The sequence below is a fragment of the Bacillus aquiflavi genome, from assembly GCF_019915265.1.
Lineage (GTDB): Bacteria > Bacillota > Bacilli > Bacillales > Cytobacillaceae > Bacillus_BT > Bacillus_BT aquiflavi.
The window spans coordinates 216,958-230,139 of record NZ_CP082780.1 but is presented as its reverse complement, the minus strand read 5'-3'; the positions used below and the strand labels follow the sequence as shown (position 1 = coordinate 230,139).

The window sequence follows — 13,182 nt, the reverse complement described above, 5'->3', positions numbered from 1 at the left end:
TTATAAAGACAAATTTTTTGGTGGGAGCAAGCAAAAAAACCCTTCTCTTCATAGAAGAGAAGGACATAGGAGAAATATAGGTGAATTTTGGTGAAAAAATCATGTGGCTAAAAAGACAACGACATTAAGATATTGGAGTAAATTGTTCCTCTTCTGTTGAACCTTTTAAAGCAGTTGTAGAAGAAGTTCCTCCAGTAATTACCATAGATACTTCATCAAAGTAGCCTGTTCCCACCTCCCTTTGGTGTCTAGTAGCTGAGTAACCATGTTTTTCACTTGCAAATTCTGCTTTTTGTAATTCAGAATATGCAGCCATACCTCTATCTTTGTAACCACGAGCAAGCTCAAACATACTATGATTTAATGCATGGAAGCCCGCAAGTGTAACAAACTGGAATTTATAACCCATTTTGCCAAGCTCAACTTGGAATTTTTCGATCGTTTCGTCATCAAGCTTTTGTTTCCAGTTAAAGGATGGCGAACAGTTGTACGCTAATAACTTTCCTGGGTACTTTTCATGGATTGCTTCTGCAAAGCGTCTTGCTTCTTCTAAGTTCGGCTCAGCTGTTTCACACCATACGAGATCAGCATACGGCGCATACGCTAATCCACGGGCAATTGCTTGATCTAAGCCTGCCTTTGTCCGGAAAAATCCTTCCGCAGTACGTTCACCTGTAATAAATGGTGCATCATTTGAATCAATGTCACTTGTAATTAAGTCAGCAGCATTCGCATCAGTTCGAGCTACTAAAATTGCTGGAACGCCCATAACATCTGCTGCTAATCGCGCTGCAATTAAGTTACGAACAGCCGTTTGAGTTGGCAGCAATACTTTACCGCCTAAGTGTCCACATTTTTTTTCAGATGAAAGCTGATCTTCAAAGTGAACGCCTGAAGCACCTGCTTCAATCATTCCTTTCATTAACTCAAACACATTTAATTGACCGCCAAAGCCAGCTTCAGCATCTGCTACTATTGGTGCAAACCAATCAATCGAGTTATCACCTTCAACGTACATTACTTGGTCAGCACGTTGCAGCGCTTGATTAATCCGCTTTACAACGTGTGGAACACTGTTAGCAGGATATAAGCTTTGGTCTGGATACATATGACCAGAAAGGTTTGCATCCGCAGCAACTTGCCAGCCGCTTAAATAAATCGCTTTCAAACCAGCCTTTACTTGTTGAACAGCTTGGTTACCTGTTAATGCACCTAGCGCATTAATGTAATCTTCCTCATGTAAAAGTTTCCATAGTTTCTCTGAACCACGGCGTGCAAGTGTATATTCAATATCGATAGAGCCCCGCAGTTTAATGACTTCTTCTGCAGTATAAGGACGTTTTACACCCTTCCAGCGCTCATCATTTTCCCAACTTTCTGTTAATTTCTGAATTCTTTCATCTGCCATTTGTTATATCCTCCTTTAGTAGTAGCTTCTAAATTATCAATCTATGATAAACCGCTAATAAGACGGTGTAGATTGCATTACAAAATTTCATAGCCAGGTAACGTTAGAAATTCTGCAAATTCTGCATTTAAAATCAGCTTGTCAAATAATTGAATGGCTTCTTCAAAACGCCCCTTTGCAAAAGCTTCTTCGCCAAACTCCTGCTTCATTTTCTCAATTTCTTCTTCCTTAAATTGCTCATACATTTCTACATTGATTTTTCGTCCATCGTTAAGTACTCCCTTTGGATGACGAATCCATTGCCAAAGCTGAGCCCGGGAAATTTCCGCTGTTGCTGCATCTTCCATTAAATTATTAATCGGTGCAGCACCTCGGCCATTTAACCATGAAGCAACATACTGAATGCCGACATTAATGTTCATTCGAACACCTTCTTCAGTAATATCCCCCTCCGGCACTTCTAAAAGGTCTTCAGCTGTTACATTTACGTCAAGAAGCTTCTTTGTTTTAATTTGGTTAGCTTCTGGCATTTCTTTATTAAATACTTCCATCGCTACAGGCACTAAAGCCGGATGAGCAACCCAAGTACCATCATGACCATCCCGTGCTTCACGCTCTTTATCCGCACGCACTTTTGCAAATGCTTCTTCATTTGCTTTCGGATTGTTTTTCACCGGAATTTGCGCCGCCATTCCTCCGATCGCTGGTGCATTGCGACGGTGACATGTTTTGATCGTTAATAGAGAATATGATCTCATGAATGGAACAGTCATTGTTACCACTGAGCGGTCTGGCAAAATAACGTTTTCATGATTACGGAATTTTTTCAAATAACTAAAAATATAATCCCAACGTCCACAGTTTAGCCCTGCAGAGTGTGCTTTCAGTTCATATAAAATTTCATCCATTTCAAAAGCAGCCAAAATTGTTTCAATTAAAACAGTTGCTTTGATCGTACCGAGCGGAATACCGAGCTTCTCTTGTGCAAAGACGAAGACTTCATTCCACAATCTTGCTTCAAGATGACTTTCAATCTTTGGTAAATAGAAATACGGTCCACTGCCTCTTGCAATTAAATTTTTCGCATTATGGAAAAAGTACACACCAAAGTCAAATAAACTAGCTGAAATCGGCTTCCCATTTAAAAGGACATGCTTTTCTTCTAAATGCCAACCGCGCGGACGTACAAGCAAGACAGCAGTCTTTTCATTTAGTTCGTATTTTTTCCCATTTGGATTTTCAAAAGAAATTGTTCGATTGACAGCATCTTTTAAATTAATTTGCCCTTCGACAATATTTCCCCACGTACAAGAAGTTGCATCCTCACAGTCGGCCATGAACACTTTTGCACCAGAGTTTAATGCGTTTATAATCATTTTTCGATCAGTTGGTCCGGTAATTTCGACACGGCGATCACGGAGCTCATATGGGAGCGGCCAAATCGTCCAGTCGCTTTTGCGAATATGCTCTGTTTCAGGCAAAAAATCAGGCAATTTTCCTTGATTTATTTCCTCTTGTCTTTCTTGCCTTTTTTGCAGCAATTCGATTCTTCTTTGTCCAAACTTTTTCTCCAACTCTTCTACAAATGCGAGAACTTCAGATGTTAAAATTTCTGAGTATCCCTGTTTCATATCCCCGATAATATTAAGACGTGTTGTTTGTGTGGACATAAGCCTGGAATCACCTTCCTTGTTATATTACAGAACATTTTCTGTTCATTTGTATTATATAACAGAACGAATCAAATTGGAACCTACTTTTTAAGATTTTTCAGAAATTTTGTTTATCACTCTCTTTTCTGAACAATTTAAATAGAGGGAAAAAAATAAAAAAAAAACCCCTTGTAATTACACAAAAGGGATCAAACTTATGATTATCTTTCCTTTTTTAATATCCGTAAACTTTCATTAAATTCTTGTTCAATTTCTTTATTAGGTCGGTAAGTGATCAAACTAACAACAATCGCTAAGATTAAGTTTACAACAAATCCTGGTACGATTTCGTAAAGTTCAAATGGAATAATGCCTTTATCCGTAAGATTTGCCCATAAAATAACTGTTACAGCACCGCCAATCATTCCTGTAATAGCACCCCAATTTGTCATTCGCTTCCAATATAAACTTAATAAAACAACCGGACCGAATGAACCACCAAATCCTGCCCAAGCATATGCCACTAACTCCAAGATCGTATTATTTTGTTCAAATGCTAATAGAGCAGCTACGACTGCGACAACTAAAACAGCCATTCGACCAAAGAATACATATTCTTTGTCTGTTGCGTTTCGGCGAAACAGCACTTTATATAAATCTTCCGTTAAAGCGCTTGAAGTAACGATTAACTGTGAAGAGATTGTACTCATAATTGCAGCAAGAACAGCCGCTAATACTAAACCGGCAAAAAGCGGATGAAAAACAATTTGTCCAAGGACTATAAACACCGCCTCAGGGTTGCCTAATTCATATTGTGGATTGTTATGAAAAAAAACAATCCCGGTTAAGGCAATGGAAACGGTTCCAAGTAAGGATAAAATCATCCATGTCATCCCAATCCGGCGGGCACTCTTTGTTTCTTTTACAGACGTAATCGCCATAAAGCGCACAATAATATGCGGCTGACCAAAATAACCTAGCCCCCAAGCAACCGCCGAGATGATCCCTAATACTGTTGTTCCTTTAAAGAAATCTAGTAACGTTGGATCAATCATTCGAATCGTTTCAAACGTTTCTGCAGGTCCTCCAGTTTGGAAAATAGCTAAAGCTGGAACCATTAAGAGTGCAATTAACATCATTAAGCCTTGAACGAAATCTGTATAACTTACAGCTAAAAAACCGCCAAATAACGTATAAGCAACAACTACTCCTGAAACAATGAACAGTCCTGTATGATAATTTAACCCAAAAGAATTCTCAAAAAATACAGCACCTGAAACCATTCCGGAAGAAACGTAAAAAGTAAAAAAGATTAAAATAACAAAACCTGAAACAATCCGAAGCAGTTTCGTGCTATCTTTAAAACGATTTTCAAGATATCCTGGTATCGTAATTGAATCGTTTGCAACTTGTGTATAAACACGGAGACGAGGTGCAACCAATACCCAGTTTGCATAAGCACCTAAGGTTAAGCCAATTGCAATCCAAGCATCAGCTAAACCGCTTACATATATTCCTCCTGGCAAGCCCATTAACAGCCAACCGCTCATATCAGCAGCGCCTGCACTTAAAGCAGTAACCGCAGGACCAAGTGCCCGCCCTCCTAGCATGTAGTCTGTAAGGTTACTCGTTTTTTTGTAAGAATACCAGCCAATAAAGAGCATAGCCGCCATGTAAATGACAATCGCAATTAACTGATAAGCTTCATTAGACATTTTTATTTCCCCCTTTATTATATTGTAAAACTAAATTGAAATAATATTATTTATTTAAGCAATATTCTATCATCTTTATTTGATTAAGACGATATTATTTTTTGTTAAATACCTTAAAATCATAAAACTTTATCAAAATAATTATGTAACAACAGACTCCCCTCTTATTATGGACAATATGAAAAATTTCTTGCATAGATTAAAAAGCTTCAAATATTATACAGTTAGCTTTTGAGACAAACAAGTTATGTATGAATATTTTTAAAATGAAGAACTTTTTTACTATATTAACAAAAATAAATTTTCATTTCATTACTTTTTTTATTTTAGAAAGAAATTTCTTAAATCTATAACAAAGAGAGGCTATCAAGAAAGTCGATTTTACTGACTTTTAGATAGCCTCTCTACATATATTAATACATTTCAGATGTAGTTTTAGCTTGCATATGAAGAAGCAAGTAATCTGGCCCGCCTGCCTTTGAATCTGTTCCAGACATGTTAAAGCCGCCAAATGGCTGATAGCCTACAATCGCTCCTGTACAGCCTCGGTTGAAATATAGATTTCCTACATGGAAGTCTTCACGTGCTTTTTCAAGATGAGCGCGATTGTTTGTAATAACGGCGCCTGTTAAACCATATTCAGTGTTATTTGCAATTTCAATTGCTTCGTTGAAGTCCTTAGCTTTTGCAAAGGCAACTACTGGACCAAAAATTTCTTCCTGCATAATTTTAGCTTTCGGATCGAGATCAGCGAATACGGTCGGTTTAATGAAGAACCCTTTCGATGCATCGCCTTCTCCACCGATCATTAATTTCCCTTCCTGCTTGCCAATTTCAATATAGCCCATAATTTTATCGAAAGCGCTTTGATCAATAACTGGCCCCATAAACATTTCTTGTTTTTCCGGGTTGCCGATCGATAGCTCGCTCGTTAACTCGTTACTCTACAACACGATTTAACACTTGGTCATACACGTCTTCAACGACGACTGCACGAGAACAAGCTGAGCATTTTTGGCCCGAAAAACCAAATGCGCTTGCGACAATAGATTGTGCGGCTAATTCAAGATTTGCTTCTTTATCAACAACAATCGTATCTTTTCCGCCCATTTCTGCAATTACGCGCTTTAGCCAAATTTGTCCTTCATTTAACTTAGATGCCCGCTCATAAATACGTAAACCAACATCACGCGAGCCTGTAAAGCTGACAAAACGTGTTTTCGGGTGATCAACTAAATAATCGCCTACTTCCGAGCCGCTTCCTGGAATAAAGTTAAGTACCCCTTTTCGGAAGTCCAGCTTCTTCTAGTACTTCTACGAATTTTGCTGCAACAACTGGAGTTGCAGAAGCCGGTTTTAATAAAACAGTATTTCCAGATACAAGTGCAGCCACAGTAGTTCCTGCCATAATCGCAAGTGGAAAATTCCATGGCGAGATAATAACACCGACTCCAAGTGGAATGTAATGGAAACGATTGTATTCGTCCGGACGGCTCTGTACTTTGACACCCTCTTTTAATGTGAGTATTTGCCTTCCGTAATATTCTAAAAAGTCAATGGCTTCTGCGGTATCTGCATCTGCTTCACGCCATGGCTTGCCTGCTTCTTTAACGAGCAACGCAGAAAACTCATGCTTACGCCTGCGAATAAGTGCAGCTGCATTAAATAATATATCAGCCCGCATTTCCGGCTTTGATTTACGCCATGTTTCAAACGCTTTTACCGCTGCTTGCATTGCTTTTTCTGCAAGCTCCTTATTTGCTTTTGATACACGCCCAATTACTTCTTCCTTATTAGCGGGGTTCGTTGAGACGATCTTTTCATCAGTAGAAATCCGTTCCCCGTCAATGAGTAAATCGTAATCTTGTCCTAAATAGCTCTTTACTGTTTCTAGGCTTTTTAAAAATGCATTGCGATTTTCTTCTCTAGTAAAATCTGTGAACGGTTCATGCTTGTATGGTTGTACCAATTATATCGCCTCCAATTTATTTAAAACGCTTTCAACCACTGCTTATTTTATCATGATTTGCTTAAGCTATTCAAACAAGGCAAATTCCTTAAAATAACACGACCTCTTTATAGGAGGCGATGTTAGTTTACTGTCTATTTATTCCGCTCATTCGTGCAAAACTGCGGTCATACACGAATGAGCCTTCTAATCATCAATTGTAAATATGAACGAACGGTTCATCTTGTTCGGCTTTACGAACAATTAGCGCCTCTGGTCCATTAACAGAAGTGATACTGACTTCAACTGAAATATATGAAGGAAAATGTTCCATTACTAACCCTGTTACATATTGTGTAAATCCAACCGCTTCTGCTTTTCCATAAAATTGAATTGGAATTGAAATACTTAGCTCTTGCAGCTGATCTCCAAGATAAAATGCTTTCCCAATCACACCGTTAAAATTTGGGAAGTAACTTTCAACATCTTGTTTAAAGTTTAAGAAAAATGTTAAATCATCTTGATGATCCTTTTCAGCTTGCGCCGATGGAAATAGATAATATTTTTCATTGACACTTTCCCATTTATCTATCGTTGATTTATTATTTGCAACATTTGTGTATGCAAAAAAGTTCCCTGGTACGACAGACGACTTATTTTCTTGCTTAAATAAAGCAATCGTAATTGGCACATTTTCTAAGCCTTCCATTTTCCGTAGACGTTGAACAACTTCCTCCGCAATTTTCTTTCCTTCTTGCTCGATATCTTTAAATGGAATTTCTTGTTCGTGTGTGGCACCAAAGGCTTCCTTCTGGTAATAATATACTGAATTTAGCGCAAGTCCGATAACAACGCCATCAAGTTTAACCTTACCATCTTCATCCTTCGTTAAATAATTGTGCTCTAAAATATGTGATAAATAAATCGGATTTTTTTTGTAGCGTTCAGCAATATCACCCACTTCATCATCAAGCGGATTTAATCCGATATTGTCTTCTTCCTTCATACCATTTCGTTCAAGCTGTTCAGGTGTATATTTTCGATTTAGCCATAATCGGACTGTTTTTCGATCTAAATATTGACCTTCTTGGAATAAGTATTTTTCCGGATCAAACGTATTTTGTGCAACTCTCATCAATCCTATTTCAAACTCTTGAATATCATATCTTGTATTCAAATTATTAATGACTAACCCTCTTGCTTCACTTGGCTTAAAAGGTAATATCGTCCGATAATACTTTTCACCAAGTTTAAATCTTGGAACAATCGCTTTCTCTTTCGTATCATCCTTTTCCTGGATTACTTCTTCCTGCTTTTTAAAATTAGGTGCACATCCAGTAAATAGGAGAAGAACAGATATGGCGACCATTAACAACTTCTTCATGGCGTCCCCACCTCTTATTTATTTAATTTTTCAAGCAGTCTCTCCTCGTTCCATACTTCAATCCCTAAGCTTTGTGCTTTCTTTAATTTTGACCCTGCATCCGTACCAGCAACGACTAAATCAGTCTTTTTACTCACACTCCCCGATACTTTTCCGCCTAATGCTTCAAGCCTTTCTTTCGCTTCATTTCGAGTTAGCTGCTGAAGCTTACCAGTTAACACAATCGTTTTTCCTATAAAGAACGAATCGGACTCTTCCGCCGAAATAGGCAGCGGTCCATTATACTCCATATTGACATTTGCGGCTTTTAATTCTTTCATGAGCTCAATTACTTCTTCTTTTTCAAAAAATGTTACAATCGAGTCGGCCATTTTTTCACCAATTTCATTTATCGCTAGCAAATCTTCAACTGTCGCCTTCATTAAAGAGTCAATTGTTAAGAAATGCTGTGCTAACGTTTTTGCTGCTTTTTCACCGACGTGGGGTATCCCTAACCCAAAAAGTAATCTTTCTAAAGAGTTTCCTTTAGAAGCTTCGATTGCATTTAAAAGATTTTGAACCGATTTTTCTCCCATTCGTTCTAGATGAAGCAATTGTTCGGCTGTTAATTTGTAAAGATCTGCGACATCTTTAACTAATCTTTCATGAAAAAGCTGACTAATGACCTTTTCTCCGAGACCTTCTATATTCATCGCATTCCGAGAAACGAAATGAATCAGACCTTCTTGAATTTGAGCAGGACATTTTGGATTAATACAACGTAAAGCGACTTCCCCGTCTAACCTTACTACGTCACTTTCACATGCTGGACATTGTTTCGGCATATGAAAATCTTTTTCATCACCTGTGCGCCGATCAATTAAGACGTTGACAACCTCAGGAATAATGTCTCCTGCTTTCTTAACAACAACATAGTCACCAATTTTAATATCTTTTTTACGAATTAAATCTTCGTTATGTAACGATGCACGCTGTACGGTTGTTCCAGCAATTCTGACAGGGGCAAGAGTCGCCGTTGGTGTAATCACTCCTGTACGGCCAACATTTAATTCAATATCTTCTAGTACTGTTACAACTTCCTCCGCCGGAAATTTGTATGCAATCGCCCAACGTGGACTTTTTGCCGTTGCCCCTAGTTCTTCTTGTTGAGCAAGAGAATCTACTATAATTACGATTCCATCAATCTCATACGGGAGATTTCCACGCTTTTCTGTCCATTCCTCAATATATTGCAGCACATCATCGATATCTTTAAACTTTTTCCGCTCTTTGTTCGTTTTAAATCCAAGTGTATCGAGAAAATCAAGTCCTTCACTATGAGTTAATACACCGATATTTGCATCATCAGCAATTGCATAAACAAAAATATCTAAGTTTCTTGATGCCGCAATACGTGGATCAAGCTGGCGGAGAGAGCCCGCCGCAGCATTTCTTGGGTTAGCAAACGGCTCCTCGCCTTTTTGTTCACGAGTTTTATTTAACAATTCAAATGACCGTTTTGGCATATACGCCTCGCCTCTCACTTCAATTGAAACAGCTTTGTTTAATCGAAGTGGGATTGAGCCAATCGTTTTTAAATTCGCAGTAATATTTTCCCCGACCATCCCATCGCCGCGAGTTGAACCTTGGATAAATACCCCATTTTCATAACGAAGGGATACAGCTAAGCCATCGATTTTTAATTCACAAACATAAGAAAAATCCTCTTCTACTGCTTGGTGGACACGGCGATCAAAGTCACGCAGATCATTTTCAGTAAAAGCATTCGTCAAACTCAACATTTGCGTTCGATGTTCGACTTTTTCAAACATCTCTAACACTGCTCCGCCAACTCGTTCTGTTGGGGAGTCAGGAGTTTTTTGCTGGGGATATTGTTCCTCTAGTTTGATTAATTCGGCTAAAAGTTGATCATATTCTGCATCTGGTACAGTAGGCTGATCGAGCACATGATATTCATAGTTGTATTGGTTTAAAAGGCTGTGTAATTCCTTTACACGTTTTGCAGCTTGCAGGTCCATAAGTTCAATCCTTTCTAATAAACTTTTACACTTTTTTAATCGGGGCAAATTTAGCTAACAAACGTTTCACGCCAGTCGGACTTGGAAAAGCAATATCAAGTTCCATTCCTTCTCCCTCACCTTTGACACTGACAACCGTACCGATCCCCCATTTACCATGTTCTGCTTTATCGCCGACTTTCCAGTGAATTGCATTTCCGCCAGTAGCCGTTGCCACCGGTCGAACGACAGCACGCCTTTCTGTCGCTTCAAGCTTTCTTTTCATAAAAGAAGGTGTTCTTTGTTCGCTTTGAGTGACGTTCTCCACCAATTCCTCTGGTATTTCATTCATAAATCTTGATGGTGAATTCATATTCGTACGGCCGAACAAAGTCCGCATTTGCGCATTCGTCATGTAAAGCTCTTCTTCTGCTCGGGTAATTCCTAATAGTGATAGGTAAAGCTTTGAAATCATCTCTGCTTTTTCCCCCACTCCACACCGTGCATGCGACTTTCACCGCACACGGCGTTCCATCTAATGAACCGGTTTTAAGTCGCCCCTTTTACATATGTAGAGCGATTACCTATTTATTAGACTCGGGGCCTTCTCTCCTCTTCCTTATTATCAGAGATTCATTGATACTACACCCCTGCTGCCATCCCTATTCATAACTCTTTTGCGGACTTCATTTCCGCTCCCCGAGTTATTACTTTGTCGTTAGGGACTTCTGACGTTCCGAAACTGCTAGGTAGATAACTATACTTAGGTCTTGCCTTTATCCCGACTACCACTCTAAAAAGAGTTAAAGCAACCCATCAGCTTTATTCATCATAGACCATACGATATCTATTTTGAAGGTAAAATAATCTGCTCTCATTTCTAAGATCATTTCCAGGACGTACATTCAGCAATTCGTCATTGACATATCAAATCCTAACCATATATAGCTCCCTATCCGCATCACTTTCGCAGTTTTTATTAAACCTTTCCTCAGCATGACCTGTTAGGGCTACTCGACGCGACTTCACCCCGCTTCATACGCGCTCGTTACCAAACACGCATGGGGGAGTATTAATAGCCATCTCGTCATGGGATTTATTTGGGTATCCCACCGTGGTCTCACAGTTTCAGTTATAACTAAACAATGTTAGTCCAGACAATCCCTCGAATAAAATTCGATTTCTGTCTAACGTCACGCACCGTATGCTAACCGACGCTCTTCTTCCATTTCAGCTTCTTCTATTAATGAGCGGCTATGAGGAAATACCCCTTCCTCCATTCCAACTAAAAAGACAACTGGAAATTCTAATCCTTTTGCTGAGTGAAGTGTCATTAAAACAACGGCTTCGTTTGCTTCCTCTTCTTCATCTAATTGGTCTATATCAGCAATTAATGCTAGGTCTGTTAAAAATGCAATTAAACTTTTATCTTCATTTTGAGCTTCAAAATTTTTTGTTACTGATAAAAATTCATCCAAGTTTTCCAGCCGACTTTGCGCTTCAATCGTCTTTTCTCTTTCGAGTGCTTCGCGATAGCCTGATTTCTCTAGTACTTCTTCGACAAGCTCAGTAACTGATAAATATTGCTGCATTTCAATATAACCTTTAATTAAATCACGAAATTGCGCTGCTCCATTACAAACTCTTGGACTAATTCCAATAAAATCGATTTCAGCTAACGCATTAAACATTGAAATATCATGAGTTGCCGCATAATTTGCAATTTTATCAACCGAAGTTGCACCGATCCCTCGTTTTGGAACGTTTATAATACGCTGCAAACTAATATCATCATTTGGATTTGCTATTAAGCGTAAATAAGCAAGAATATCTTTTATTTCTCGACGATCATAGAACTTTGTTCCGCCGACAATTGTGTAATCAATATTAGATTTAAGCAAAGCTTCTTCAACAACACGAGACTGTGCATTTGTCCGATAAAGAATCGCAATTTCCGAAGCTTTTCTTTGTCCGCTTTCAACTAGTTCTTTAATTTTTCCAACAACATATTGAGCTTCTCCCTGTTCATTTGTTGCGCGAAAATAGAAAATTTTATGTCCTTCATCATTTTCTGTCCATAATTTTTTCGGTTTACGATTCATATTATTTCTAATTACTTCATTTGCTGCTTGTAAAATTCGCTTAGTCGAACGATAATTTTGTTCGAGCAAGATAACTGTTGCATTCGGATAATCTTTTTCAAAAGAAAGGATGTTAGCAATATCGGCACCGCGCCAACGATAGTAAGGTAAGAACCTAGTGCCTTTTTCGCATCGCTGCGATAGGTTTCTAGAGAACTCCCTTCCGAACCGTACGTACTTCTCTCAAAGTATACGGCTCTCCACTTACATTGTTCTATCTTTCTTATTGAGATAGAGGTATAATACACTTTCGGAATTTAAATAGAGCATCCCGCTCTTTTCTTCGATGTTTATCCAATGTAAGCTACTTCCCTTCGCCGTGTACTAAGCTTTCCTTAGCTCAGACTACTACGGAAGTTCCGTTACCTTATTAGATATTCAGCATCATCTTCCTTGCCTTTCAACTCGGAGTTTTTCACCTTACGGCATTATGCATAGCTGACCCTAAATTGCAGACAAAACCCTTTCCGTTTGGAACAATTTGGATCCCTTTTGTCTACAATCTAAGCTCACTTTCCGTCAGCATTCTAACTTAGGTAATCCCCATTTAGTATATTGTAGTTTGGCACGATAAGTTGCCGGAAGGAACGTTCGACCTTTCCTTATTGTTAATAAGTGCGTTAATCCTATCATTTAGAGAACAGAAGAAACAGTATCGATTTAGTACTGTTCTTTATGAGGATTAAGATTAGGTTTCAGATAGCTTTCCTAATAGGCGACCATCTTCCCGCTCGGTCTGTTCTTCAAGCAGTATAGCCTTCTTCCTTATACTTATCTTTTATATCTTGCCATTTAGTTGCAACCATTGCTATCTTGGCTGACTTATGACTTTAACAGACATGCTGCACTCCCTCTTTAGTTTCCTGCCGAGATTAGTCTGTTGATATATTAGTCGTTCTCTACTAATTCACCGCCAATTGGTGAAAAACTACAATAC

General features: G+C 38.6%; 5 protein-coding genes and 3 pseudogenes. All 8 read right to left on the bottom strand.

The genetic code is table 11. The annotated features are described in order from the left end of the window. Window positions 1–124 precede the first annotated feature (124 nt). Window positions 125–1,408 carry an isocitrate lyase gene (gene aceA / locus K6959_RS01135; RefSeq protein ID WP_223087401.1) on the bottom strand — a complete coding sequence of 428 codons (1,284 nt, stop codon included), beginning with the start codon at window positions 1,406–1,408 and terminating at the stop codon, window positions 125–127. Window positions 1,409–1,485: 77 nt separating this feature from the next. Continuing rightward, the gene (aceB, locus tag K6959_RS01130) at window positions 1,486–3,078 is read right to left on the bottom strand and encodes a malate synthase A (protein WP_223087400.1); all 1,593 of its coding nucleotides are present in this window, start codon (window positions 3,076–3,078) and stop codon (window positions 1,486–1,488) included. Window positions 3,079–3,281: 203 nt separating this feature from the next. After that, window positions 3,282–4,775: a sodium/proline symporter PutP gene (gene putP, locus K6959_RS01125; protein ID WP_223087398.1), complete on the bottom strand. Its 1,494-nt coding sequence runs from the start codon at window positions 4,773–4,775 to the stop codon at window positions 3,282–3,284. Window positions 4,776–5,188: 413 nt separating this feature from the next. Continuing rightward, a pseudogene (gene pruA / locus K6959_RS01120) lies at window positions 5,189–6,744 on the bottom strand (L-glutamate gamma-semialdehyde dehydrogenase). A 193-nt stretch (window positions 6,745–6,937) separates the two neighbouring features. Then, window positions 6,938–8,107, bottom strand: coding sequence for a CamS family sex pheromone protein (locus K6959_RS01115; RefSeq protein WP_163242972.1), 1,170 nt, complete (start codon window positions 8,105–8,107; stop codon window positions 6,938–6,940). Between the two features lie 14 nt (window positions 8,108–8,121). Next, complete coding sequence (ligA, locus tag K6959_RS01110; protein ID WP_223087396.1) at window positions 8,122–10,125, bottom strand: NAD-dependent DNA ligase LigA; 2,004 nt, start codon at window positions 10,123–10,125, stop codon at window positions 8,122–8,124. A gap of 25 nt (window positions 10,126–10,150) precedes the next feature. After that, window positions 10,151–10,555: pseudogene (locus K6959_RS01105) on the bottom strand (ATP-dependent DNA helicase PcrA); the annotation flags it as partial. Window positions 10,556–11,306: 751 nt separating this feature from the next. After that, window positions 11,307–12,377 (bottom strand): annotated as a pseudogene (locus K6959_RS01100) (3'-5' exonuclease); the annotation flags it as partial. Window positions 12,378–13,182 lie beyond the last annotated feature (805 nt).